The 25,184-nt window shown below is 58.9% G+C and carries 17 protein-coding genes and 2 pseudogenes; 3 read left to right on the top strand and 16 right to left on the bottom strand.

The annotated features are described in order from the left end of the window. Window positions 1-120: 120 nt before the first annotated feature. Window positions 121-1,101: a diaminopimelate epimerase gene (locus PspS49_RS19650; RefSeq protein ID WP_160041123.1), complete on the bottom strand. Its 981-nt coding sequence runs from the start codon at window positions 1,099-1,101 to the stop codon at window positions 121-123. Window positions 1,102-1,442: 341 nt separating this feature from the next. On the opposite strand from PspS49_RS19650, the gene PspS49_RS19655 reads away from it, so the two are divergent. Next, on the top strand, window positions 1,443-2,384 hold the full coding sequence (locus tag PspS49_RS19655; protein ID WP_108227338.1) for a transposase: 942 nt from the start codon (window positions 1,443-1,445) through the stop codon (window positions 2,382-2,384). A 174-nt stretch (window positions 2,385-2,558) separates the two neighbouring features. Continuing rightward, complete coding sequence (locus tag PspS49_RS19660; protein WP_160041125.1) at window positions 2,559-3,710, top strand: MFS transporter; 1,152 nt, start codon at window positions 2,559-2,561, stop codon at window positions 3,708-3,710. An 85-nt stretch (window positions 3,711-3,795) separates the two neighbouring features. Here PspS49_RS19660 and PspS49_RS19665 read toward each other — a convergent pair whose 3' ends face one another. From PspS49_RS19665 to PspS49_RS19705, 9 genes and pseudogenes are all read right to left on the bottom strand, one after another. After that, window positions 3,796-6,222 (bottom strand): TonB-dependent receptor, encoded by a 2,427-nt coding sequence (locus PspS49_RS19665; protein WP_160041127.1) that lies wholly within the window; start codon window positions 6,220-6,222, stop codon window positions 3,796-3,798. A 98-nt stretch (window positions 6,223-6,320) separates the two neighbouring features. Further along, the gene (locus tag PspS49_RS19670; RefSeq protein ID WP_160041129.1) at window positions 6,321-7,304 is read right to left on the bottom strand and encodes a FecR family protein; all 984 of its coding nucleotides are present in this window, start codon (window positions 7,302-7,304) and stop codon (window positions 6,321-6,323) included. A gap of 88 nt (window positions 7,305-7,392) precedes the next feature. Further along, window positions 7,393-7,884, bottom strand: a complete 492-nt coding sequence (locus PspS49_RS19675; RefSeq protein WP_127929085.1) for a sigma-70 family RNA polymerase sigma factor — start codon at window positions 7,882-7,884, stop codon at window positions 7,393-7,395. 353 nt (window positions 7,885-8,237) lie between these two features. Then, a pseudogene (locus PspS49_RS19680) lies at window positions 8,238-8,637 on the bottom strand (IS3 family transposase); the annotation flags it as partial. A gap of 131 nt (window positions 8,638-8,768) precedes the next feature. Next, window positions 8,769-9,032: a PAAR domain-containing protein gene (locus PspS49_RS19685; protein ID WP_102900435.1), complete on the bottom strand. Its 264-nt coding sequence runs from the start codon at window positions 9,030-9,032 to the stop codon at window positions 8,769-8,771. A gap of 82 nt (window positions 9,033-9,114) precedes the next feature. Continuing rightward, window positions 9,115-9,330: a hypothetical protein gene (locus PspS49_RS19690; RefSeq protein ID WP_150776455.1), complete on the bottom strand. Its 216-nt coding sequence runs from the start codon at window positions 9,328-9,330 to the stop codon at window positions 9,115-9,117. Between the two features lie 8 nt (window positions 9,331-9,338). Further along, the gene (locus tag PspS49_RS19695) at window positions 9,339-13,985 is read right to left on the bottom strand and encodes an RHS repeat-associated core domain-containing protein (RefSeq protein ID WP_150776456.1); all 4,647 of its coding nucleotides are present in this window, start codon (window positions 13,983-13,985) and stop codon (window positions 9,339-9,341) included. Further along, complete coding sequence (gene tssI, locus PspS49_RS19700) at window positions 13,982-16,888, bottom strand: type VI secretion system tip protein TssI/VgrG (RefSeq protein ID WP_160041131.1); 2,907 nt, start codon at window positions 16,886-16,888, stop codon at window positions 13,982-13,984. Before tssI ends, PspS49_RS19695 begins: the two co-directional genes overlap by 4 nt. Before the next feature lie 127 nt (window positions 16,889-17,015). Further along, on the bottom strand, window positions 17,016-17,531 hold the full coding sequence (locus tag PspS49_RS19705) for an Hcp family type VI secretion system effector (protein WP_123593248.1): 516 nt from the start codon (window positions 17,529-17,531) through the stop codon (window positions 17,016-17,018). A gap of 332 nt (window positions 17,532-17,863) precedes the next feature. Here PspS49_RS19705 and PspS49_RS19710 point away from each other — a divergent pair, with 332 nt between their 5' ends. Beyond that, window positions 17,864-18,106: a hypothetical protein gene (locus tag PspS49_RS19710; RefSeq protein WP_224794690.1), complete on the top strand. Its 243-nt coding sequence runs from the start codon at window positions 17,864-17,866 to the stop codon at window positions 18,104-18,106. Window positions 18,107-18,271: 165 nt separating this feature from the next. Here the strand turns inward: PspS49_RS19710 and PspS49_RS29745 are convergent. The 6 genes and pseudogenes from PspS49_RS29745 to PspS49_RS19735 all read right to left on the bottom strand — a co-directional run. Then, window positions 18,272-18,409 (bottom strand): annotated as a pseudogene (locus PspS49_RS29745) (histone-like nucleoid-structuring protein, MvaT/MvaU family); the annotation flags it as partial. A gap of 206 nt (window positions 18,410-18,615) precedes the next feature. Beyond that, the gene (locus PspS49_RS19715) at window positions 18,616-19,908 is read right to left on the bottom strand and encodes an MFS transporter (protein WP_160041133.1); all 1,293 of its coding nucleotides are present in this window, start codon (window positions 19,906-19,908) and stop codon (window positions 18,616-18,618) included. Window positions 19,909-20,015: 107 nt separating this feature from the next. Next, window positions 20,016-21,275 carry an ATP-grasp domain-containing protein gene (locus PspS49_RS19720; protein ID WP_127929087.1) on the bottom strand — a complete coding sequence of 420 codons (1,260 nt, stop codon included), beginning with the start codon at window positions 21,273-21,275 and terminating at the stop codon, window positions 20,016-20,018. Further along, window positions 21,272-22,234 carry a DMT family transporter gene (locus PspS49_RS19725; protein WP_127929088.1) on the bottom strand — a complete coding sequence of 321 codons (963 nt, stop codon included), beginning with the start codon at window positions 22,232-22,234 and terminating at the stop codon, window positions 21,272-21,274. The genes PspS49_RS19720 and PspS49_RS19725 overlap by 4 nt, the downstream gene beginning before the upstream one ends. Beyond that, the gene (locus PspS49_RS19730; protein ID WP_150776346.1) at window positions 22,221-24,305 is read right to left on the bottom strand and encodes a GNAT family N-acetyltransferase; all 2,085 of its coding nucleotides are present in this window, start codon (window positions 24,303-24,305) and stop codon (window positions 22,221-22,223) included. Before PspS49_RS19730 ends, PspS49_RS19725 begins: the two co-directional genes overlap by 14 nt. Further along, window positions 24,302-25,165: a TauD/TfdA family dioxygenase gene (locus tag PspS49_RS19735; RefSeq protein ID WP_150651580.1), complete on the bottom strand. Its 864-nt coding sequence runs from the start codon at window positions 25,163-25,165 to the stop codon at window positions 24,302-24,304. Before PspS49_RS19735 ends, PspS49_RS19730 begins: the two co-directional genes overlap by 4 nt. Window positions 25,166-25,184 lie beyond the last annotated feature (19 nt).

Consider the following 25,184-nt stretch of genomic DNA (forward strand, 5'->3'; position numbering starts at 1 on the left):
TCAGACATAGCGCTTTCGCGAGCAGGCTCGCTCCCACAGGGTTCGGTGTTTGAACATGATATTTGTATTCAACACAAAACCCTGTGGGAGCCGGGCTTGCCAGCGATGGCGTGTTTGAATTCAGCCCATCAACCGCGCCGTACCGAACAATCTGACCCTCAGCAATTCACCGTCTGCTGCTTCGAGCAAAATCGGCGCCGTACCGCCGGGCATGACCACCTGCACTTCTCCGGCCACAACCCAACCCACCCGCCACGCCGCCGATGCCACGGCACTGGCGCTGGTGCCGGATGAGGCCGTCGGCCCTTCGCCACGCTCGAACACCCGGGCGAGGACCCTCTGCGGTGACTCCAGCACGACCCATTGCAGATTGACGCCTGCCGGGCATGGATCACCGGCACCGACGGGTGTGGCGTAGGCAATTTGGGTCAGGCCTTCGTTCAGTGGCGATTCACGCATCTGTTCATTGCTTGGCAACGCCGCTGCATCACCGAGCAGCGTGACGCAATGCGGGTTGCCAATGCGTACGAATTGGCTGTGCGCCCAGTCGGGATCAAGTTGTGCCAAGGGGTGGACGTGGCTCACGTCTCGAGTGTTGAACTCAATGCCCTGAACCGTCTGCGCAGCGACGGCATCCGGCCCGAAACCGGGTTGGCCGAGATCGAGCCAGAAGCCTTGAACGCCTTCGACAACAGCCGGTTTTACTGAGGTTTCCACCGCGTTGCCCCTGTCATGATGCACGCGTAACAAGGCGCCCTCCTCCGGCATCAATCCTTGCTCGGTCAGTGCCTGCGAGAAAATCGTCAGGCCATTGCCACTGCGCTCGGCGAGCGTGCCGTCGGTGTTGACGATCAATACGTCGAACGGCGCCGACGTCTGGAACGGGCCGATCAGCAGGCCATCGCTGCGGTGGGATTTGCTGTTCGCCGGACGTTGGCCTTCGGGCCAGTCGCAGCAGAGTTTGATTGCCGCTGCGCTCCAGGACTGACGCGACGAGGCGCATTCGGTGGCGCTGGCGGGCAAGGCAATGCCCTCTGAGCGCAGCGCTTGCGGAGAAACCACGCCATAAATATTGCCCCGTGCATCGTAGAACTGAGTCATCCGTGTTTGCCCCTGTCACCGAAGAAGGCCACTGTAAAACGCAATCCCTTGTGGGAGCGAGCCTGCTCGCGAATGCAGTGTGTCAGTCGATATATTTTTCAGCTGACACTCCGCCTTCGCGAGCAGGCTCGCTTGTATGGTAGGACTTGAAGGGAGGAGGAGGGACAAGGCTCGATTCTGACTGTTGACGCAGCACAGACCGTGGGAGATTTCGCCCCTCCTCCTTTCACCCAAGCGCCGATAAAGAATGCATCTGGCTAGACCGACGATAGGAACAAGCCTGCGCCTCTGGGTGAGCCCTTCAAGTGCTCAAACCTTATCCCGGAGGAAATCCTGTGGCAATGCCAGTCGCTCTATCAAATCCGATCGTTGGCGTGGATGTCGCCAAAAATGAACTGGTGATTTATCAGGCCGATAGCGATCTGCTTGAAGCGATTCCCAACACCAAAACATCCATCAAGCAGTGGCTGAAGGCCTTGCTCGGCCCCGTGTCTATTGCCATTGAGGCAACCAACATCTACCACCTGGAATTCGCTGATTTGGCCTATGCGGCCGGTTGCACGATTTACATGGTGGGCGGCTATGAACTCAAACATTACCGCGAAGGCGTGAAGATCCGCGCCAAAACCGACGCCTTGGACGCCAAGTTGCTGGCCCGTTACCTGAAGAACGAAGCCGAGGAGTTGCGCCCCTGGACCCCGCCATCACCGCTGTACCGCCAGCTCCTGAGCCTTTTCCGCCGCCGCGCGGCTTTGGTCCAGGCAAGGGTCGGCCTGGTGCAGAGCTGGTCGAATGAGCCGCTGTTGAAGGCAGCTTTTGCTGAACAAATAAAATCCATGCAGCGGCTTGAAACGATGATCGAAAAGACGATCAACGATCAGCTCAAACAAGCCGGTTTGCTCGGCCAATTGAAGCGTTGCCTGAAAGTTGAGGGCATTGGATTTCTGACCGGAGCGCGCCTGCTCACGGCGTTTCAGCGGGGGGAATTTAGCAACGCGGATGCGTTTATCGCCTTCCTGGGCATGGATTTACGGGTATCGAAATCAGGGCAAAAGGACGGTCGCCGCAGCTTGACCAAGCGCGGAGACCCCGAGGCCCGCCGACTTTTGCACAACGCAGCGATGTCGGCTAGCCGTACGATAGCCTGGAAAGGGTTTTACGAAGCCCAAAGAGCACGGGGTTTCAGCACCACGCAGGCGTTGGTGATGCTGGCTCGCAAACTTGCTCGGGTGGTATTCGCCTTGCTGAAAGGGCAAAGCGAATATCAGACAAAAGTCAGTTGAGGGCTTCCCCTCAACCATAGAATCTCCCACAGGGGGATGTGCATGACCGCTTATTGGTGAGTCTCTGTTCCCACAGGTTAGGATGTCGTCTGCACATCCCCGAACACCCGCGATCGAACCTCATCGCTGAATCACTGTCCTTCGGGGACGCGAAGTTTTTTGCCAAGGATCGATATGACCAGCCTCAACCCTCAAGACACCTTCGTCCCCGGACGCCTGCAACAGATGTCCACGCGCATCGCCTTTTTCATCGCCGGACTCGGCATCGCCGCGTGGGCGCCCTTGGTGCCGTACGCCAAGGCCCGTGCCGGACTCGACGAAGGCACGTTGGGGTTGCTGCTGTTGTGCCTCGGCGTCGGTTCGATTCTGGCGATGCCGCTGGCGGGGATTCTGGCCACGCGCTTCGGCTGCCGGCGCGTCGCCACCGGTGGCACCTTGTTGATCTGCGCGGCGCTGCCGTTACTGGCGACGGTGTCGTCGATACCGGCGTTGATCGCCACACTGTTCATGTTCGGCGCCGGCCTGGGCACGGTGGATTCGACGGTGAACCTGCAAGCAGTGATCGTCGAACGCGCCAGCGGCAAGAACATGATGTCGGGTTTCCACGGTTTGTTCAGTCTGGGCGGGATTGTCGGCGCGGCGGGGGTCAGTGCCTTGCTCGGCCTTGGTTTGACGCCTCTGACCGCCATGCTGGTAGTGGTCGTCGTGCTGATCGCGGCATTGTTCAAGTGCGTGCCGCACATGTTGCCTTACGGCAGTGAAAGCTCCGGCCCGGCGTTCGCCATCCCTCACGGGATCGTGCTGTTTATCGGCGGGATGTGCTTCATCGTGTTCCTGACCGAAGGCGCGGCGCTGGACTGGAGCGCAGTGTTTCTGGCGCAGGAACGCGGGATCGACACGGCGTACGCGGGATTGGGTTATGCAGCGTTTGCATTGACCATGACGGCCGGACGTTTGATGGGTGATCGGATTGTGCGGCTGGTCGGTGCAACGCGGATCATTCTGTTTGGTGGTCTGTTGGCGGCGGCCGGTTTGTTTCTGGCGACATTTGCGCCGAGCTGGGAAGCGGCACTGGTCGGTTACGCGCTGGTCGGTGCAGGTTGTTCGAACATCGTGCCGGTGCTGTACACGGCGGTGGGCAAGCAGACGGTGATGCCGGAGAGTATCGCGGTACCGGCGATTACCACGCTCGGTTATGCAGGGATTCTGGCCGGTCCGGCGGTGATCGGCTTTGTGGCGCATGCCAGCAGTCTGAGTTTTGCCTTTGGCTTGATGGCGGTGTTGTTGGTGGCGGTGGCCATTGGCGGCAAAGTCCTTAAAGTCTAAAAGCTTCGCGAGCAGGCTCGCTCCCACAGGATTTCAGTGATCCATGTGGGAGCGAGCCTGCTCGCGAAGAAGGCGCCGCGGTTTATCAAAAACCGACGCTAGCCTGCACAAAGAACGTACGCGGCGCGCCCACATACATCCCCGAGTTGTTGTCGCTGGAGCGGGTGAAGTACTGCTTGTCAAAGACGTTTTTCACCCCGGCGCCCAGCTTCAGGTTCGACACCTGCGGCCCGAAGTCATAACCCCCACGCACGTTCCAGGTCACGTAACCCGGAATGTCGCCATACTGCCCGTCCGCCGTGCCTTCGGTGATGTAGTTGCCGTTGAAACTGCCATCGGCATTCACACCGGTACCCGGCGAGCGCTGTTTCGACTGGGCGAAACCGTCGAGGTTGTAGGTCCAGCGGTTGATGTCGTAACGCAAACCGACGGTCGCCACCTGCCGCGAATAGAACGGCAGATCACGCCCCTTGAAGCCCGGAATCTCGCCCTCATAAGTCGCACGGGTGTAAGTGAAACCAGCATTGGCGGTCAAGCCATCGAGGCGTGGATCCAGTGCCGCCATGTCGTAGTGCACCGACGCTTCGATGCCTTGGTGCTTGGTCGCGCCAAGGTTGGTCCAACCCACGTCGTTGCTGATGTATTGCAGTTCGTCGTCGAAGTCGATGTAGAACAGCGTCACTTCCCCGCCCCACACATCGTCGTTGTAGCGTGTGCCGATCTCGTAGGTCTTGGCCTTTTCCGGCTCCAGACCATTGGCGGTCTGATCACCCGAACCACCTTGGCCGAGCTGGAAATACTGCAGGCTGCCAAACGAGGTTTCGTAGTTGGCGAACAGTTTCCACGCGTCCGACAGGTGATACATCACGCTCAGCGCCGGCAGCGGTTCGTTGCTTTCGATGCTGCGGTTTTTCGCCTGCACCGGTTTGCCGGCCGTGTCGAGCACCGCGCGGTCATGCCAGTCGGTGCTGATATGTTCAAAGCGAATGCCAGGGGTGATGGTCCAGTTGCCGACGTCGATTTTGTTGTCGAGGTAGACCGAGTTGGCCTCGGTGCCGCCCGTGCGGTCCTGGAACACATGGCCGTCGGAGGTCGGCGTGAGCACCGGCTGATTGTTGACCAGCGCCACACGGCTCGACGATTCGTGCATCGCCTCTTTCAAGTAACGGTAACCGACGCTGACTTCCTGGGTGGTCGGGCCGACATCGAATACCCGCGACACCCGTGGCTCGATGCCCAGCGTGTAATACGAACGCGGGTAAGAGCTGAGGGTTTTCTGATCGCGGGCGGCGATGGTGCTGCCACGGAAACTGTCGGTGTAATAGGTGAGGATTTCCGCCTGGGTGCGTTCGTCGATCTGACGGATCCATTTGAACGACACGTCTTTGCGCCGACCGGTGAATTGGTCGTAGTCACGCACCGAGTCATACGGTTTGTCGTCGTACTGCTTTTGCGTCAGACCGCCGGGCATGTCCGCCGTGGCGTCGTAGTAGTGAAAGTTGAGACTGAAATCGTCCTGATCGGTCGGTGCCCAGTGAGTCTTGAGCAGCACGTCGTCGATGTCGTTGCCGTTGTTGCGCTCGCGGTAGCCGTTACCGTTGACGCCGGAATACAGCAACGCCACGCCCATGCCGTTGTCGGCGGTGCCGCCTAGGAACGCGGTGTCGATGTGTTTCCAGCCACCGTACTGAGTGGTTTCCAGGGTAGTGCCGATTTCACCGGTGGCTTTTTCGGGAATTGCGCGGGTGACGAAGTTGATCACGCCGCCAACGTTCTGCGGCCCGTAACGCACAGAGCCAGCGCCACGGACCACGTCAATGCTGTCGAGGTTGCCCGAGGAAATCGGTGCCATCGACAGTTGCGGCTGGCCGTACGGGGCAAACGCTGCCGGCACCCCATCGATCAACACCGTGGAGCGCGGCGACAGACGTGAAGTCAGGCCGCGCACGCCGACGTTGAGGGAAATATCGCTGCCGCCGGTGCCGTTGGAATCCTGCACCTGCACGCCCGGCACACGCTTGAGCACGTCGCTGACGTTCATCGCGCCCTGCTCGACCATCGCTTCGCGGCGGATCACCGTGCGCGCGCCGGGGTGGTTCTGCACCACGGCGGCATTGGCATCGCCGAGCCAGTCGCCGACCACCTTGATGTCGGTCACGCCCAGTTCGAGCGGGCCATTGTTGGCGGCGGAAGTTGCCGCTGGCGACAGGGTCACCGAACCTTCGTTGATCTGATAATCCAGACCGCTGCCCTGCAGCAATTGGCGCAACGCCTGCTCCGGCGAAATATCGCCGTCGACTGCCGGCGCCTGTTTGCCGGCGACCAGGTCCGGGCTGAAAAACACTTGCAGCGATGTCTGCTGGCCCAGTTCGCTCAGGGCCTGGCCCAATGGCTGCGCACGGATATGAATGGCTTCACCGGCGAACGCCAGTGGCATGGCTGCGTTGACCGCCAGCGCAAGGGCCAGCGGCAGCCAAGGGGATTTTTTGTTGTTGGCAGGGGTGTTTTTCACGTCGTACGTAGTCCTGTGGATCGCAAGAGTGTGCGGCTGTTAATGCAAACCAGTTGCAGTTGAACAGGAAGACGATGAACTCGAAAAAAACCTGAATTTTATTTTGCGATTATTTCCTGACTGCCATCCGCAAGGGTGCGAACGGCCACCGGGAGGATGCTCGGCAAGGCTTTGAGCAAGGCGTCGGTGTTGTCGGATTTGAACACGCTGGTCAGGCGCAGACTGGCCACGGCCGGGTTGGCGACGGTCAACGGTTTGTCGCGATAACGCGACACTTCGGCTGCGACTTCACTGAGGCTGGCATTATTGAAGACCAGTTTGCCGCTGCGCCACGCCGTCAGTTGCGTCGGGTTGACTGCATAGACTGCGGCGACTTTGCCTTGCGCATCGACGTGAGTGCCGAGGCCCGCGGTCAGGCTGATGAACTGATCATCCGCTGCATCACGCCCCTGCACTTTCACCGTGCCCTGCTCCACCGCCACGCGGGTTTGCGTGAAGTCGCGGCGCACATCGAAACGCGTGCCAGTGACCGTGACTGTGCCGTTGCCCGCCTCGACCACGAACGGTCGCGAGGTGTCGTGTTCAACGCTGAACATCGCTTCGCCTTCGGTCAGCTCGATGACGCGACGATCCTGTTCATAGCGCACCTGCAAGCGACTACGGCTGTTCAGATCGATCACCGAACCGTCCGGCAGCGCCACATGTTTACGTTCGCCCAGCGCCGTGGCGAACTCGGCGCTGTAGCCACCCGGATGATTCAAGCCACTGAACAGTCCCAGCCCGAGCGCGACCGCCAGCACACTGGCAGCCACGGCATAACGCAGCAATGGACGGCGTTCGCGGCGGTTTGGCGGGGTTTCAACAAGGGCTTTGAGGCGTGGCGCCGGGAGCAGATCGGCGGCCGACCACAAGCCTTGCAGCAACTGGAATTCGTCACGGTGCTGCGAATGTTCATTCAGCCAGGCGTCGAAGCGCTGTTGCTCGTCGGCATCAATGGCCGGCTCCTGCAAACGCACAAACCAGCGAGCCGCGTCATCGCGCACCGTTGTTTGCCCGCACGCGCAATCATGAGTATCCATCATGGAATGTCCTGTCTGGCCGGGAATATAAAGACACACAGCCCCCTGTAGGAGCTGCCGAAGGCTGCGATCCTTTTGCCATGACGCACATTCACGATTGCAACCCGTCCAGCCGATCACGCAGATGCCGCAGGGTGCGGATCATATACTTTTCGACCATGTTCTTGGACAGCCCGAGGCGTTCGGCGATTTCCGCCTGGGTCAGGCCTTCGATCTTCTGCCAGACGAAGATCTTGCGGCAGTTGACCGGCAGCTCGGCGAGCGCTCGTTCAATAGAGTCGGCCAACTGGATCGCATGCATGTAATGCTCCGGGTCGCCGGACGACGACTCACTGTGATCAAGGGCCTGCGACTCCATGGCGCCGCGCCGATCCTCACGCCGATAACCGTCGACCGCAATATTGCGCGCGGTCTGGTGCAAATACGCCCGTGGCTGCTGCACCGCCGCCGAATCGGACTCAAGGACCCGCACAAAGGTGTCGTGCGCCAGATCCTCGGCCTGCGCGCGATTGCGCAGACGGCGAGTCCAGGTGCCGATCAACTCTTCGTAATGCTCGAAAAAGCCGGGTCTGCGGGGACGCATGGGGGTTTGGGCGGCGTGCTGAGAAAAGGGCGTGAATAGTAATGCTTCGTATTAAGGCAAGGCAATGCATTCCTTGCCGTACCGACGATGTAGTGTTTCAAGAAAAATTACAAAAATGGCAAATAAATGATCCATACAGATTCGCTAAATAATTGTTTTTTCTATCGAAATCCTATTACCGAAATGCAAAAAAACATGCGAAAGCATGCTCCTGCGGCGTGCTGGAAAGGGGATTCAACATAACCGATGACCTAAAAAACGAACCATCTAACCTGAACGGCTACTTGGATGAGTAACGAATAGGTGTGTGCACTGCGCATTTCCCTATCGATAAACACTTAATAAAAATCTGCCGGAATGTCAGGCCGCTCAACCGTCGCTTGTTTGTAGGCATGTAATCCAGGTTGTTTGCTGACCAACTCCAGTTCCCGCATCAGGCCTCGCACCTTGAACCGCCCCATTTGCTCGCCGTCTTCTTGCATCATCGACACGATGCTGCGGCTACCGGCGGCGCTTCGACTTTGCGTAAACAGTTCGTTAACCCGGCTGCGCAACCGAAGCCGCTCAACGTCGGGATTTCGCCTGAGGCGGTGGGCGTAGTCACACGAACGAGTGACATCAAAGACTGCGCAACGCGGACTCGAGCACTCCAAGCGAACGGCTTGCTTCGGTATGGCTATAGCCTTGATCGAGCACGAGGCCTGCGGCCTCGCGTTTGAATTCAACGGAAAAGGAACGACGTTGTTTGGTCATCAGACACCTCTATCTGGCGAGCATTCTCGCCTGAATGGGTGTCCGGTTTCATTAGACCACTGCATTGCCAACTCGGAATGAGACAGTTAGTCGCATACCGAGGCAATGGGGCCAAAGATGAAATCAGATGATCAACTGATCACTGCGCCTTTCGGGCCGCTTGCAATCAGCGCAGCACCACAAGCGGTTTTCATACCGTCTAGAGCGATGGGCGTGCCATCAACGGTGTAGGTGCTGCTGCCTTCAGCAATAGGGAAAACACCCTTGCAAAGTGGGCAACTCACCTTGTGACCGACCCCGGCAATCGGCTTGCCGTTGAGGTCGGTCCGGGAGAACGCTTCGAGGACCTTTCCACCGTGAGTGGTGGAGTCGCCCAAGCGAATAGCGTCTTTCATGTTGTCACTCCTTTGACTTGTCAGATGGCTCAAGCCATCAGCACGGTCGACGAGCTGGCGACTCGTATTCAGCAGTCCCTCGTCAGACCCTGCGCACTAGCTCGAGCTCGTCCCAATCCGGCTCAAGATTACGCTCTGTCAGGAAGTCGGAGACGTCCAGAAATGTTTCGCCGAGAGGCTCCGCCTCAACTGTTTTCCACAGTGAATCGCACTCGGTACAGACGAGGACTTCTTCGCCTGTTTTTTTCACTTTAACGATGGCCAGATCGCCGTACTCGCCACAAGTTGGACATTGCATATCAGTTCCTATTTCACTGGAAAAGCAGTGATGACTTTGTTGGTGTTGTGCTTTGTAACGATCCTGACTTTCGTCTCGCCCTGAGTTCCGACTACCCGTCCCATGTTCGCGTGGTATACATCGTTTTTACCAGACGGCGTCGCAGCTCCCCGCTTACCCCACGCCTCGTCGACAATCGCCAGCGATTCGCCGGTCTTACACTTGAATACCGAGTGTTTAGGTTTGGTTGTATCGACCTTCTCATGGGCCAATACGTGTTTTTTACGATGTCCGTCTACAGAACCTGATTCATAGACCAACCCTCCCGGACTGGTCCATGGACCTTTCTTCTTCGCCAGCCCCAGCGGATCGACCCATTCAATCGGGTTGGGGGCGTATTGGTAAAGATTCAGTCCACCATTGAAACCGATCGGATCCTTGCTGAGGAAACGGCCAACCGCGGGGTCATAGTATCGGTATCGGTTGTAGTGCAGGCCCGTCTCGTGATCGTGGTATTGCCCTTGAAAACGAAACGGATTGGTCAGCCCATGCTGCTGCGCCGAAACCGAACGCTGCTCCTGTATCTCGCCCCAAGCCTTGTACTGGCCACTCCAGGCGATTTCGCCATTCTGGTCGGTGAGTTCCAATGGCGTACCCAGATGGTCGCATTGATACCAGGCGAGTCCATCGATCGGCAGCACATTGGGGCTGTAAGCCCAAAGCGGGTCGTCGTCGACGTTGTATTCGCCTCGGTTTTCAGGCAATCCACTGAGAACAATCGCGGCATTGCGATGAGCCTGGACCACCGGGACATGACTACCGGGCTCATAAACATAATGCACCGTGCACCCAAGGTTGCCGTCAATCTGACCGGGACTGCTTTCCCAGGCAAGATTGTCACCGTCCCAGCCGTACAGGGTAAAACCACATCCAATCTCACGCTGTATGCGAGCGTGTTCGTTACGGTTCCACTGAGAACCCGCTTCCGGACGGGCCTGATGATGCGCCTGCGAATGCTTTTGAATGCGGCGCCCCAAGGCGTCGTATGCAAACTCCACCGATAGGCGCGCATCTTCGAAATGCACCAGGCGGTCGAACAGATCCCAACGCATCCGACAGCGACTGCCATTTTTCCAGCGCTGGATCTGATTACCACGCCCGTCGTACTCGTAGTGAGTACCCGCGTACTCGCGCAACAAATTATCGAGCCGTCGGCTTCGCAAGGGTGCCTGATCCAGCGGACGACGCACCTCTGCATGTTTTTCATCAAGAAGATTGCTGGCGGGATCGAAGGAAAATGTTTCGATCCCGTAACGGGTCGTCGCGCTGAGCAATCGTCCTACGGGATCATAGGCATACTCGCGCTCTCCACGACGGGTGTCACTGGTTTGGGTCAACTGGCCTGCGGCATCGTATTGGTAATCACGCTTGAACAGCGTTGATTTATCGCCACTACGTGACAGCAACTGCTCCTGCAGGCCCCCCATTGCGTCCCATTTCTGAGCTTGCAGCAAATGATTACCCTGATGCCGAGCGACTTCGCGATGCAGGTCGTCCCGCTCGTAGCCGATCAGATCATGCTCGTCGAGACGCAGTCCTGCCAGATGACCACTGCCGTAGGTCAACCAGCTGACACGATGACCATCGGGGCGAATCGTGGCAACACGCTGATTAAGTGCGTCGTACTCATGCCTCCAGACGGCAACCAGCGGTTTTTCCAGACGCAGGTAATACTGGTGCTCTTGAAGCACGTTGCCCGCCGGATCATGAAACCACTGCAACCGGCTATCGGCGTTGCCGGCCATGATCAGGCTGCCATTTGCGTCATAGGCAAAAGTTTCGCTCTGTGACTGACCGCCCGATGTGGCGCAGCGTTCTATCAGGCGCCCCATTGGGTCGAAGCTCACAGCAATGACACGATCATCGTTCAGAACACTGGACAATCGCCCTGTTTCAGAATCGTACTGATAGCGAGTGCCGTGTCCATCAAAGCCGGTCTCCTCCAGCAAGCGCCCAAACGGGTCATAGTGGAAATGTGCACGTCGCTCGTTCTCGTTTTCCAGTACAACCAACCGACCGAGTTTGTCCCAGCGGTAACGCAGTGTCTGTTCAGCGGCATCGACTCGCTCGGCGATCAGACCCGCAGCCGTATAGCTCCAGGTTGTGCAGCGATCCAGGCCATCGGTATGCGCCAGTAGACGCCCCTCGGCGTCGCGCTCAAAACGCTCCTGCGTTTTGTCCGGGTTCTTGATCAATACCAGTTGGCCCAAGCTGTACTGGTACTCAGTGCAGTGTCCGGCGGCATCGGTAAAACAACTCACCTGTCCAAGCGAGTTGTATTCCCAGGTACTGGTCTTGCCCGAGCAGTCAACATGTTCCAATAACTGACCAGCATCGTTGTAATCCAGGGTTTGTTCGTTGCCGTTGGCATCCTTGATTGCCGTGGGCAAACCCGCCGCGTTATAGGCGTACTCGGTTTTATTACCGAGCGGATCGATGGCTTCCACCAGATTGCCGTGATCATCGTAAGCGCGTTGCCACTGACCACCCTCTGCATCACTGATTTTGATCAGTTGATCCTGATCGTCGTAGGCAAAGTGCACCACGCTGTTGTCAGCACGAATATGCTCAAGAACGTTGCTGCGCTCGTCATAACTGTAACGATCAGTCGTTCCATCAGCATGAACATGGCGTATCAGGTTTTTCGCCTCATCGCGGAAAAACCACTCAGAACGTTCATCCGGATGTCGAATACGGTACGTGTATCCGAGGATGTCGTAGTAATGCCACGTCTCATTGCCGTAAGCATCCGTGACATAGGTCAGGCGAATGTTCTCATCCCACTCCAGCCGGGTATCGAAGCTGCCATCGTCGGCCCATTCACGTACAGCCTTGGCATCCGCACCCTGGCCCTGCCACTCAATGTTCATGCCGCGGTCAGTACGGTCGGTGTAACGGGTGATCAAGTGCGACTGGTATTGATATCTCCAGGCTGCACCATTTTCGTCTTGAGCCTGGACCAGATCGCCAGAAACATCATATTGGTAAGCGCAGAGCTGACGCTGGGGTTCGCCTTCACGAATTTCCCAGAGCCCCATCAATCGACCATGTTCATCAATCAGAGTCCCTAGATGGGTTTTAACGTCAGCAATATCGTCCTGGTAGGTGATGAGGTCGGACAAGACCGGTCGCTCACCATGGCGATGCTCATAATGCAGCATGATCCCCGCACCGTTACGCAACACCACTTGAATCAGTACAAAGTACTTGCCTCGGCGCAAGTAGGTCTCATGGCGCTCGAACCCACGAGACAGAAGCAACCGATCATCACTGACTCGCGTCAACGTCATGTTTTCAATGGCGTTGTAGTGCAGCCCCGCAATCTTCGGTAATGGAAAGACGTGGGTGCGACCGTCAGCGTCATGGAACATCAACCCATCATCACGGCAGTCAAAACGGGTTGTCAGCGCCGTGATCCACCGAGAGCCCAACTCACTGTGATCGTAGGCATCGAGCCGCGAGCAATAGGTACGTGTCCACTCAATCGCAAATGCACCAGGCAGGCTGAAGTCAGTATGACTGACCGACTCCGAGCCAAGCGCGAAGCTGATGCTGCGCTCAGTGCTGGCAATAACTCCGTTCTTGCATTCCTCACAGTGATTGGTCGCGGGAGCTTGCTGACTTGTGACTTCCAGACGCCCCTCAGCCGCCAGATGTTGAGCCTTGGACGTTGCATCAGGCTTGACACTGGTACCCTGACCGTGCCCTTTACGCTTGCGCCACGTCACAACAGAACCTGCGAGCATCTGCAGCAGCCAGCCGATGGAGTGCTGCACGCCCGGATCGCCGAGCTTCTTCATTTGGACTTTCAGATCCACACCCAAAGTGCGAAGCATGGACGTGTTGCTCAGCACCAAAGCCTTGGCACTCTCCGGCAGCAGGTTTTTCGCCGCGCTGTTGGCAACACCTTTGCCGGCTGCTTTGTACGCGCTGAAAGCGGCGCCAAAGATATTACTGATGGCTGCCTTCGGATCGTGCAGTAATTGCCCGCCGGCGGCACTCATCTTGACGCTCGCCGCATGCATATCGCCTTTCGCGTCGAGTTTGCCGTTGACCACCGTCTCCAGCCCTTTGGCGATCTCGTTTACCGCTTTTTGGCCGAGCTCGCCGGCGTCGTCCAGAATGCTGGCAAGCTTGGGCTTTGCCTGTTCGACAAAGTCATCGATCGTACCGACGATGGTGGCATTCAAGTGTCCGATCAGGACTTCAATCAGCGAATCACCCAACAACATTTTCGCACTGTTGCGCAGTTCTTGACGCACCAGGGACAACGTCGGACGCAAGGTCATCCGCGCGGAGGCCATCGTCGGTGGAGCCGGCAATACGCCGATCAGATTGATGCCAAGACTGACCCAGTCCAATATCTGACGTTGCTTGCTTTTGGCTAGGGTGACAACGTCCCCGAGCGCATCAACCAATGCCATGATATTGCCGACTACCGGGAGCGCCCCAGCGACGTTCTTGACCCGTTCGAGCGTGACTACACCTCCACTGATCGATTGCAGCCAGGCGTCGAACCTGGCGGCACCGCGCCCGACATCCTTGATGTCGATGGCGTTCAGTGGAACGATGGCAACCTGAGGTTCACGTTTTACAGCAGCTACTTCATTAGTCATGACAGCATCTCACCCGCCAACAGGCCCGGGGTTTTCAAGGAAGGTTTAGGCAGACTCGGTGCAGGCAGGCTCGGCAAGTTGCCCGCCTTGCTCGCCGCCCCAAGAACCCCCGACGCACTTGGCATTGCCGCACTCGCCAGCTTCGGCAACCCGGCCACCCCGCCCTGCACCACGCCTTTCACTTGCTGCGCCGTTTGCATCGCACCTTGCGCGGTCTGCATCGCACTCATCCCTGTTTGCGCCATGTCCTTGCCCTTCTCCAACATGTCCCAACTCTTGCTCGGCAACACCTGCGCGACCATCGCCTGCACCTGACTCGGCACGTCTTCGGCCCCCGGCGGATTCAACGGCCATTCAGGCTTGCCGATGTAGCTGCCATCGCTCCAGGTGTCTGCTGGATCCTTGCCGAACAGCACGCGCGCCGGCCCCGGTGCAGCGCCGGCGACGCTGGCGAAACCTTTGCCATCAAGCTTGCCTTTGATGCTTTTGCCCAGGGCATCGATGACTTCGTAATCGCCCTCCTTGATGCCTTGGCGCCCGGCGTATTGGTTGAACAATTCCAGATTGCCCTTGCCCGGTTTCGGCGGTTCCGGGAATACCCCGGCGAGACTTTTCGCGCCGGTGTAGGCGAAGTTCGCCGCGTGTGCGGTGTACGGGCCGCTGGTGGCGTGGGTGATGCCGCCGGCGTTGTAGGTCGTGGCGCTGCCGCCGCCCTGGATCACCAGTTCGGTTTTCGCGGTGATGGTGATGCGATCGGCGTTGGCGGTGATGTTGAGTTTGGCCAGCAGGTTGATGCTGTCCTTCAGCGCACGCACATCGATGTCGCCGGACGCCGCGACCAGACGCCAGCCCATGCTCTGCACGAACAGGCGCATGCCACGACTGGCGCTGGCCAGCAGGCGTTTGCCGATCGACAGGCTGGTGTGGCCGGTGCTGCTCAGCGCCAGGTGTTCGCCGGTGGCAATGTGGCTGGAGCGTGGCGTGGTCAGGGCGATGCCGGCCGGGCTGGCGAGGACCAGATGCGGCTCGGTGAATTCCGGGAATTCGTTGGCGGTAAGGTTCGCCGGTCCGCTGCCGAGTACGCCTTGATGCTGGGCGTGCAGTGCTTTGGCGACGTCGTCCTGATCGCCAGCCTCTTGGGCCTGTAACTCTTTGGCCTGAACGGCAAAACCGTCTTGCTGATCGCTGGCCGTCGCTAGGCGCTCGGCGGTTTCCGGCAAGTCCTTGTGGTGTTTGGATTCGTTCGGCCGCGGCTCGGTGGTGATGAGCAGACCGGCACCGGCACGCACGGCACCGTGGCGGTCGGTTCTTAGCTCAAAACCTTCACCGCGCGGCTGACCGCCGCTCGGGCGCGGATGGGTCAGGTAACCAAGGTTGATCGCACTCGCGCCGTGATCACTGCGCAGCGCGATGCTGATCTCGCTGGTGGTGTCGTCAATGCGCAGTTCGTTGGCGCGACTACCCTTGTATTCCTTGCTCTTGACCGTGGCCAGGGTCTTGAAATCCGGCAGTTTGTACGGCGGCAGATTGGCGCCGTGGTACAGGCAACCGGTGATCAGCGGCTGGTCGGGATCGCCTTCGAGGAAGGTGATCAACACCTCCATGCCGACCCGTGGAATGTTGATCGAACCGAAGGTTTCCGCCGCCCAACTCGACGCGACGCGCATCCAGCAACTGGTCATGTCGTCGTGTTTGCCTTCGCGGTCCCAGAAGAACTGCACTTTCACCCGGCCGTACTGGTCGCAGTAGATCTCTTCGCCTTCCGGGCCGCAGACCACGGCACTTTGGGTGCCGAGTACTTTCGGTTTCGGGTGATCGAGCGGCGGACGGTACGGCACGTCCCACGGGATGGCGCTGAAGCGGTTGCGGTAGCCCTGGTGGAAATCGTCCTTGAGGTCGGTGGTGTCGCTGGTCACCGACTCCTCCAGCACTTGCGGTTGCTTGCCTTCGTGGCAGATTTCGGTGAGCAGCCACAAGTCATTCCACGTCGGGTTGGCGTGCTCGGTCAAGGCGAGGAAATGCCCGCTGACCAGAATCGGCTGATCGCTGTTGCCCTCGGCCAGACGATAGTCGCTGCGATGGCGTTCCAGCGCGCGATTGGCCAGATGCTTGCCGCGCTCGCGGTCAACGAAACGGCCCGGGTAATCGTAGTCTTCGAGGTCCGGTTGCGCGCTGCTTTTGGCGTCGCTTTCCAGCTCGATCTTCGGTTTGACGAAGTCGTAATCACGCCGCGTGGTGCGGCTGGTGCGGGTGGCCAGACGCAGGCCGAAACGCTTGACCACCGGTTTGTCGGCGACCAGTCCGGAGTCCTGCTGATAGGCCACTGGCGCGAGTTTCGGGAACACCGTCTGGTCATCGCCGAAGGTCAGTTTGTGCCCGCTCGACGTGTGCTGGAAGTGGTAGTGAATCCCCTCCTCCTCGCACAAGCGCTGGATGAAATCCAGGTCCGACTCGTCGTACTGCACGCAGTAAATGCGCTCGGGATAAATCGCGCTGAGCTGGAAGTGGTAATCGCTGGCAAGGATGCCGTGTTCTTCCAGCACCTGGCTGATGATCTGCTGCACCGTCATCTGCTGGAAGATGCGCTGGTTGACCCGATGCGCGAGGTAGGCCAGTTGCGGGCGCAGGGAAATCTTGTAGCGCGTCAGGCGTTTGCCCGCCTCGCCCTGGGCGATGCTGTAGACCAGCCCGTGGATGCCCGTGCCGGTTGGCGACAGCTGAAGAAACGCCAGTTTGTGCAGCACGCTTTCGAGGTTGATCGAGGCCTTTTCGCTGACCAGTTCCAGCTCGAATTCGAACGGCGTGTTGAGTGCCTCGCGACCGGTGAACGACAGCACTTGAAAGTCGCTATCGCCGCCATCGACGGTCAGGTTGAAATGAGGCTGGTTGGCCGGTGAGAACATCCCTTGTTCCTCGCGCAGTGCTGCGACGGTCGCCAGCGCTTAAAGGAGCCGGCAACGTAAATTCTTTAAGTAATGAAGGTGCCTCGACCGGCATAACCGGTCGAGGCGGTACAACCATCAGCCGTGATTAAACAACTGGAGCACGCCAGTCATCGGAACCCGAAGTACCGGATACTTCGTGGGTCCAGGTGATTTTGCGGTAGGTGAACTGCACTTCTTCCAGGTGGGTGAAGTGCGAGTTGCCTGGATCCTGGCAGTTGTGCATTTTGTTGTTGATGGCGACGATGATCGCGTCTTCCAGTTTGGTGGTGTAGTAGTGCTCTTGGGTGCCTTGAGCAGAAGTACGGAACCACTGGATAACGATTTCGCTCATGCGCTCGCCGGAGGTCAGCGCCGCTTGCAGCAGAGGCGAAGCCTTGTCGTAGACCTTGGTGATCACCACTGGCTTGTGCACGCGCTGACCGGTTGGCTGACCGGATTGTGGATCACGCGGGATGATCACGTCGTGGGTGAAAGCCTGAACCATAACCTGGTCTTCGTGGCCTTCCTGGTAGGTGTTGCCTACGGAGTCAGCGGTGAATGCGCCTGCAGTGATCAGGCCTTGTTTTTCGCCGGTAACCGACATGTACGCTGGTGTTGCCATGGGAGGTGCTCCTTGCTGGATCAGCGGATGAGTCATAGGTGAAATCACCTAGGAGGCGGCTATTTGCCACCAAATTACATGCCAACTTTTTTCGGGCCTTATAAACCGGGGCTTGCGAGAAATTTCCTCGCGAAAGCCGGGTTAAATCCGCGGAAATAATCGAAGAGTGCGCAAGAAGTTGCGCAGTGGTGTGCAAGAAGTTGCGCACTTTGCTGCAGACCGCGACCTGATTGGGCTGCAGCGATTTATCGAGCCAAATATGCGGAACAAGTGCGCAAGAAGTTGCGCACTTTCAAAAAAGCTCCCCCAACACATCAACGGCTGAAATTTTGATGGACGCAATCCGCATGGGGCTGACGAAAACAAATCAGGATTTGCGCCGTGATCTGAAAAGCGTTGCACTAGCACTCGAAGACGCAGCTCAAGACATGTTCAAAATGGCCAAGCAGTACGGTGAGGCCGAGTTGCTTGCAGCCATGCAGAAAATTGAGGCGTTGCATGTCGAAGCGGATCGAATGTCTCAATACGCAGACGAAGTGAAGGCCGGCAAGATTTTGCGTAGACCGTCAGAGTAATGCCCGGCAGAAACCTGCAGAGATACACATCTTTCTCAGAGAGCAAGTATCGATCACTCGCATCGAATATCCCTGTCTAGTCCTGAAACAGGTGTAAACCTTATTCAGGACGGGACACCCTCAACAAAAAAGGCCCTCTCGGGCCCTTTTGCACTCAACCCAAAATCACTTCTTCAGCCAGGACTCAACAGTCGCGGAGCCATGCTCTGCTTTCCAATCCTTCAGCGCTTTATGATTGCCGCCTTTAGTTTCGACGACTTCGCGGGTGTGAGGATTCTTGTAAACCTTAACGGCGCGAGCCTTTCAAACCAATAAAAGCCTCATTGCCAAAGAGGCAAGAGGCTTTCGCATGGATTTGCGAACGGGCGAAAACAATCGGAATCGTTACACCTGGTCGCCCCCATCACCGCAAGCACTCAGCAGGCCAACCGGCACTGGTGCGGTGTTTTCCTCGCCACCCTCCATTCCTCGGCAACCAAAGGTCGGATAAGCAATGCATGCTCTCTCATTCAGGCGGCCTGGTCGTGGAAATCCCGAGCGCTGTTTGCTGCCTGTCGCTGACGCGCAACCATCAACGCGACAAAGCTCACCAGTGCCGCCGCCAGCAGGTAGTACGCCGCCATCATCGGGTCACCGGTGTGGCGATACAGCAAGGTCACCAATGTCGGGGTAAAACTGCCGAACAGCACCACCGAACTGGCGTAGGCCACGCTGATCCCGGTCGAGCGCACGGCCACCGGGAACAACTCCGCCAATGCCGCCGATGCCGGTCCGGCGTACAGCACCATTAACATCGCGAGGCCCGCCTGCAAGAGCATCAATCCGCTGTCCTGCGGATTCTGCTTGAGCGCCAGGAATGCCGGATACGCCAACAACAACACCCCCAGCGCCCCGAGCAGCATGACGTTGTACCGCCCCCAACGATCCGACAACCAGCCGCCCAATGGGCTGAGCAAGGTAATGAAACCGACCAGGGTAATGCCGTAATAAGCCTTGCCGGCATCAAGATTGAGCATGGCCTGGGCGTAAGCCGGCATAAAGTTGATCAACTGGGTGCACACCGTCCACAGGGCAACGAATGCGATGCCCAACACAAGGCTGCGCCAATGCTGGAGGATTTCTTTCGCGGGGACTTCGATCCCCTGTCGGGCGTGAGCCTGGAATGCGCTGCTTTCATCAATGGTGCGACGCACGTATACGCCGACGAAGTAGATCAGCACCCCCAGGACAAACGGCACACGCCATCCCCAACTGCCCAACTGCTCAGGCGTCAAAACGGTCGCCAGGATGCTTGCAAACAGGCCACACAATAAAAACGAGCCTGCTTGTGCCACCTGCTGGATCGAGGTGAAAAAGCCTCGCCGCGAGGCCGGTGCCGATTCGCACAGGTAGGCCAGCGCGCTGCCAATTTCGCCACCCGCCGCCAGCCCTTGAACAACCCGCGCCGCCACCAGCAGCACCGTGGCGCCATAGCCCAGCACGCTGTAGCCAGGACAAAAAGCAATCAGCACAGTGCCGACAGCCATCATGTTCATGGTCAGGATCAACGCTTTCTTGCGTCCGTGGCGATCGGCGTAGCGGCCGATGAGAAACGCACCAAGCGGTCGCGCCACAAAACCCACCGCCAGGGTGACGAAGGTCGCCAGCAGCGACATCAGTTGATCCTGGGCGGGAAAAAAAGTCTTGGCGATGTGCAGGGAAAAGATCGCGAACAAGGTGAAATCGAACCATTCCAGGGTCGTGCCTATTCCTACAGCCAGCAGTATCCTGCGCTGCTGCCGCGGCGAATCCGTATGCTTCATGGCGATGCTCTTCCAGACGTAGACGCGCAGGCCCGCGCGCACGGAATGCTTGGGTGCGGATGAGCACCAGACCCGTTCAGGCCTGGTGCACGGTCACTCCCGCAGGCTTACTGGACGCTGAACAGGCGCGAAGTGCGCTCCCATTCGCGTACGGTCTGATAGTCAGCATGGAGCACATTGCTGTCGGCATGGCTCATGAAGACGATGCCAGGGCTGGAGAACAAGTCGACCGTCTTGACCACGGCGTCCCCTTCTTTTGGCGCACGCTGCAGCCAGGCTTTGCTCTTGAGGGTCTTGAGCAACTCATCGTAGGAGGAACGAGTGACAACACCTTCCTGGCTGGAGATGAACTGCACCTGCCACAGCGGGTAATGGTGACCCTGCTGCGCATCGACGATGGAGTCGATGGCCGACTCCCCTTCCCTGACCAGCTTGCCCACCAGATCCAGCTGACTGGCACCGACCGCGTAGTTGGCCGCCGGACGATTGAGTCCCCCCGACAGACGCGAGGCACATTCGATCAAGGTCGGGCCTGCCTCGGTCACGATCAACTCGGTGTGGTTGGCACCGTAGCGGATACCCAAGGCATTCAGTACGCCGTGAACGTACTCGACGATCTCCTTCATTTCAGGAGACGTCGGGTCGAACAGCACGGCACGGTCATAGATCCAGCCACCGTCCGGTGCCGGCAGCTTGTCGGCGCGCCAGATCTCGGTGATCACATGCTTGCCATGGCCGCTGACGCCATTGATGAAATACTCCGGCCCTACCAGCAAGCGCTGCGCCAGCACCGCATCATTGCGCTCGCCCAATTGGTTGACCGTGCCGAAGAGCTTGTCGAAGCTGTCGACGAGTTCACCTTGATCGGCGCAGAAGGTCACCGAGTCGGTCCCGGCACTGGCCTGAGGCTTGATGACCACCGGCCAGCTGCCACTGGCGGCCCACTGACTCAGCCCATCGCGGTCACGGGCCAGATAGTGATCCATGCTGCGCAGGCCAACGGCCTTGAGGCGCTCGTGCATGGTGTATTTGTCGCGGCGCGCCAGGCTGGTGGACGGATCGTTGCCCGGCAGTTGCAAGGCCGCGGCGAGCAGGTCAGCGACAATCACCCCGCTCTCGGTGCCCGGCAACACGGCGCTCGGGTGCAAAGCGTTGATTTCATCGGCCAGGCGCTGGATATCACCGTGGTACTCGAAGTGCGCTATGTATTCGTCCTTGTGGTAGGTGCGCAGGTAGTACTCCGGCGGATTGGGTGAACTGCTCACGTGAATGCACTTCCAGCCAGACTCGGCCATCAGCGCCGGCAATTGTGAGCCTGATGAATAACCATCGACTACAACGAGGATTTTTTCCTTGGCTTGTGTCATTTGCTGTCTCCCTTGAATTTCATCCATGTGCCAAACACCGTAACCAGAGCGATCACGGAACAGCCCAAAGCAGAGGTCATCGACCACTGGATTCGGGCATCAAATACTTGAAAGACGTAAGTGAGCAACGGCGCCCACGCCAGCAACGCCGCCACGGTAAAGGGTTCGGAAAGAAGGATGCCGCGCTGCAGCAGCCACAACGGAATGATGACCCCGAGCAGCGTGGCAATGGCCAGGCCACCCAATTGCGTACTTGAGGCAAACGCGAAGCCGGGACCGCTCCAGGCAAGCACCGCCGCGACGATGATCAGCAAGTAGAACCGATGCGCCATGATCCGTGTGGCAGTCCAACTGCGCTCGCCCAATTGTTTGGTCGCGATGGTGTTCAGCGCTTGCGATGCACCGCCGGCCGCGGCGGCGGCGAGGCCGATAACCGTGTCGCTGAAGTTGATCGGGCGAATCCCCGCCAACCCCACCAGGGACGCCCACGCCAGCAACGCTGTGCCGGAAAGAATGCCCGCCGCGACCGCGTAGGTGTAAAGCGGCAACTGACGCCGCCGAACGATGCGCTCCAGCAGAATCGTGCTCACCGGCCCAAGCCCGCCCATGATGGCGCTGACGATGGCGGGTTCGATGTAGCGCAGGGCATAGAAGTAGCCGATCCAGTTCAGGGCGCTGGTGAAGTTCAGGACGGTCAGCGGGCCGGCAGCATCGGCACCGATTGCCAGGCCTTTGGTACCGGAACTCAGCAATAACCGCGACAGAAAGAAGCCGCTGGTGATTACAAAACTCCAGAACAGAAAGGTGAACGGATGCAGTTGCTGCAGCAGGTTGCCCGAGAACACCGCGTTGGCGTTGGCCAGAATCAGAAAGGCCGCCACATACAGAATGCCGGCCCGCACCACACCACGGCTGACAGGCGTAGCCATGCCACTAAGGCTGACTTCAGGCTTGTTCATTGACGGTCTTCTCCATGAATACACTCAGCGGGTCTTCCCGGTAATCAGCGAACGGGCCGCGATCGCGAAAACCTGCGCGGCGGTAGAGCGAAATAGCCTCCGGCTGGCTGACCCCGGTCTCCAGCAACAAGGTACGGGCACCATTGCGATGGGCGAGCTGTTCAAGCCGCTTGAGCAACCGCGCACCCACGCCACGTCGACGGGCATTGTCGGCGACAAACATGCGCTTGAGTTCTGCCTGCCCTTCGCCGATCGCCACCACCGCTCCGCAACCCAGCACTTCGCCGCTATCCAGCTCGCGGGCGACCACGAAGCTCACCCCCGGAGCCTTGAGCTGTGCGACGTCGAGCATGTGCACGCTTTCATCCGGGTACAGGGAACGTGCGTAATCTTCCGAGCGTTGAAGCAGCTCGGCGGTCTGCAATTCCTCGGGGTCACCCTCGTCGATGCTGTAGCCAGACTGCCCGGTGGCCGGCGGCGATGCGTAATCCTCCAGCACCATGGCAGCGCCTTTTTCGCCAATCATCAGGGATGCGGCGTTGGTATTGCCCGACACCATCGTCGGCATGATCGACGCGTCGATCACCCGCAAACCGTCGAGACCGCGCACGCGTAACCGATGATCAACCACGGCCAGCTCATCGTTGCCCATGCGGCAGGTACCCACGGGGTGATAAGAGGTGTCGCCCTGAGTACGGGCATACGCCAGCAATTCTTCATCGCTGGCGACCTGGGTGCCGGGGGACAACTCGTGATCACAGTAGGGCTGCAGGGCCGCTTGGGCAGCAATGTCACGGATAATGCGCATGCCCGCAATCATCCGCCGGCGATCATCCTCATGTTCAAGGAAGCGCGACTCGATGACCGGTGCCTCGCCAGGGTCACTGGAGCAAATGTGAATACTGCCGGTGGATTCGGGCCGTAACGGATACAGGCCCACGGTCATGCCGGGCAAGGTGTCCAGACGACGACTGGAACCAGGGCCGTAACTGGCCGGGGCGAAATGAAACTGCAAGTCCGGCCGTGGCTCTTCCTCGCGTGATTTGACGAAGCCATGGCCCAGAGCAATCGGCAAACTGAGTACGCCGCGACGGCGAAAGACGTAGTTGAGCGTTTCCCTGAACAACGCGAAACCACGGGTGCGTTCGTTAAAGGTGATTTTCTGGCGAATGCGCCACTTCAGTCGGGACGCGAAGTGATCGCGAAAGTTCTCACCCACGCCAGGCAGCGCATGTCGCAGCGGCACGCCGGCCTTCGCCAGTACCGCTGGCGCACCAATGCCGGACAACTCGAGCAACTGAGGCGACTGAATGACACCGGCACTGAGGATCACCTCACGCCGGGCCGTGGCCGATTGCAACGTGCCTTTGAGGTACTCCACACCCACACAGCGCTTGCCTTCCAGACGCAGTTTTTGCACCGCGGCCTCGGTAATCACCGTCAGGTTTGCCCGCTTGCGCGCCGGCAACAGGTAGCGGCCATAAGCCGAGGAACGACGGCCCTGATCATGGTTGACCTGGTAATAGCCAAAGCCCTCCTGATCGCCGCTGTTGTAGTCGCGATTGCGTCGATACCCGGCTTCGCCGGCTGCCGCCAGAAAGGCATCGCACAACTCGTCATATTCGCGTGGCAATGCCACATGAATCGGCCCGTCCTGGCCACGACTCTCGCCGCTGACGTCCACGCTCGACTCCAGGCGTTTGAAGTACGGCAACACTTCGTCCCAGGTCCAGCCCGGGTTGCCTTGACTGGCCCACTCGTCATAGTCCTCGCGCTGACCCCGGACAAAGATCATCCCGTTGATCAGGTTCGATCCGCCCAACAGGCGCCCCCGTGGAATCTGCAGACGGCGTCCGCCCAGCGTCGGGTCCGGGCGGGTCTCGAAGCACCAGTCGTATTTCGGATTACCCATCAGCAGCACTTCACCGACGGGGATCGACAACAATGGACTGCGGCGTTCGGCCCCCGCCTCCAGCAGCAGTACCTTGATCGCCGGGTCTTCACTCAAGCGTGCAGCCAATACGCAGCCAGCCGCGCCGGCGCCGACGATGATGTAGTCATACTCGCTCATGCCCGTCGGTTCCTGTCCTGATTGTCGGCGGTGCGCGCACCGATGGTGGTGCGATGCAGCAGGCGACGATATTTGTCGTCATACACCGTGGCCTTGTGCATGGCGCTGCGGTTGTCCCAAAGAATGATGTCGCCCGGGGTCCAGCGATGCCGATAGGTGAATCGCGGCTGCACCGAGAACTCCTGCAGGAACGTCACCAGTGGCGCACTTTCCTCCAGCGGCAAACCTTCGATCCGCCACGGCACGTTGCCGCCGGCATACAGCGCCTTGCGCCCACTGACTTCATGGCGACGCACCAGCGGTTGCGGCACGTCGATCCACTCAGCCAGTTCCTGGGCAGATGGCGCAGGCCGGTCGGGGTAGTTGTAGGGCCGTGACTGAGTCCGGCTGATGACCACCTTGAGGTGTTCGATACGATCCTTGACCGCTTCCGGCAATGCTTCATAAGCGGCAAACATATTGGCGAACCACGTGTCGCCGCCTTCCGGCGGGATTTCCAGCGCATGCAGCATCGATCCGGCTGGCGGCACGTCCAGATAATGGCCATCGGTGTGCCAGACCCGACCGCTGACCGGCGAGCCGATCAGTTTTCCATCCTTGGTAATGTTCGACAGGATGAGGATTTCCGGCTGGGTCTGTTCGCTGAACTGCGAGCGGGTATAGCTGACCAGCTCACCAAAATTGCGGCTGAACGCCAGTTGCTGATCAGGACTCATCGACTGGCCACGAAACAGCAGGATGGTGCTGCTGATCCAGGCGTTGTAAAGCGCTTCGATCGTGTCGTCACTGAGCCTGGCATTGACGTCGATGCCACGGACTTCGGTGCCGATAAACTCAGTAACGGGGACTAACTCAAGCATGCTGCCTCCTTGGTCTTCT

The sequence above is a fragment of the Pseudomonas sp. S49 genome, from assembly GCF_009866785.1.
Taxonomy (GTDB): Bacteria; Pseudomonadota; Gammaproteobacteria; order Pseudomonadales; family Pseudomonadaceae; genus Aquipseudomonas.

What these genes read in the sequence shown, in the direction of transcription:
- PspS49_RS19650 (WP_160041123.1), bottom strand. Translation starts at nt 1,101, where the DNA reads ATGACTCAGTTCTACGATGCACGGGGCAATATTTATGGCGTGGTTTCT.
- PspS49_RS19655 (WP_108227338.1), top strand. Translation starts at nt 1,443, where the DNA reads ATGCCAGTCGCTCTATCAAATCCGATCGTTGGCGTGGATGTCGCCAAA.
- PspS49_RS19660 (WP_160041125.1), top strand. Translation starts at nt 2,559, where the DNA reads ATGACCAGCCTCAACCCTCAAGACACCTTCGTCCCCGGACGCCTGCAA.
- PspS49_RS19670 (WP_160041129.1), bottom strand. Translation starts at nt 7,304, where the DNA reads ATGATGGATACTCATGATTGCGCGTGCGGGCAAACAACGGTGCGCGAT.
- PspS49_RS19675 (WP_127929085.1), bottom strand. Translation starts at nt 7,884, where the DNA reads ATGCGTCCCCGCAGACCCGGCTTTTTCGAGCATTACGAAGAGTTGATC.
- PspS49_RS19685 (WP_102900435.1), bottom strand. Translation starts at nt 9,032, where the DNA reads ATGAAAGACGCTATTCGCTTGGGCGACTCCACCACTCACGGTGGAAAG.
- PspS49_RS19690 (WP_150776455.1), bottom strand. Translation starts at nt 9,330, where the DNA reads ATGCAATGTCCAACTTGTGGCGAGTACGGCGATCTGGCCATCGTTAAA.
- PspS49_RS19695 (WP_150776456.1), bottom strand. Translation starts at nt 13,985, where the DNA reads ATGACTAATGAAGTAGCTGCTGTAAAACGTGAACCTCAGGTTGCCATC.
- tssI (WP_160041131.1), bottom strand. Translation starts at nt 16,888, where the DNA reads ATGTTCTCACCGGCCAACCAGCCTCATTTCAACCTGACCGTCGATGGC.
- PspS49_RS19705 (WP_123593248.1), bottom strand. Translation starts at nt 17,531, where the DNA reads ATGGCAACACCAGCGTACATGTCGGTTACCGGCGAAAAACAAGGCCTG.
- PspS49_RS19710 (WP_224794690.1), top strand. Translation starts at nt 17,864, where the DNA reads ATGGACGCAATCCGCATGGGGCTGACGAAAACAAATCAGGATTTGCGC.
- PspS49_RS19715 (WP_160041133.1), bottom strand. Translation starts at nt 19,908, where the DNA reads ATGAAGCATACGGATTCGCCGCGGCAGCAGCGCAGGATACTGCTGGCT.
- PspS49_RS19720 (WP_127929087.1), bottom strand. Translation starts at nt 21,275, where the DNA reads ATGACACAAGCCAAGGAAAAAATCCTCGTTGTAGTCGATGGTTATTCA.
- PspS49_RS19725 (WP_127929088.1), bottom strand. Translation starts at nt 22,234, where the DNA reads ATGAACAAGCCTGAAGTCAGCCTTAGTGGCATGGCTACGCCTGTCAGC.
- PspS49_RS19730 (WP_150776346.1), bottom strand. Translation starts at nt 24,305, where the DNA reads ATGAGCGAGTATGACTACATCATCGTCGGCGCCGGCGCGGCTGGCTGC.
- PspS49_RS19735 (WP_150651580.1), bottom strand. Translation starts at nt 25,165, where the DNA reads ATGCTTGAGTTAGTCCCCGTTACTGAGTTTATCGGCACCGAAGTCCGT.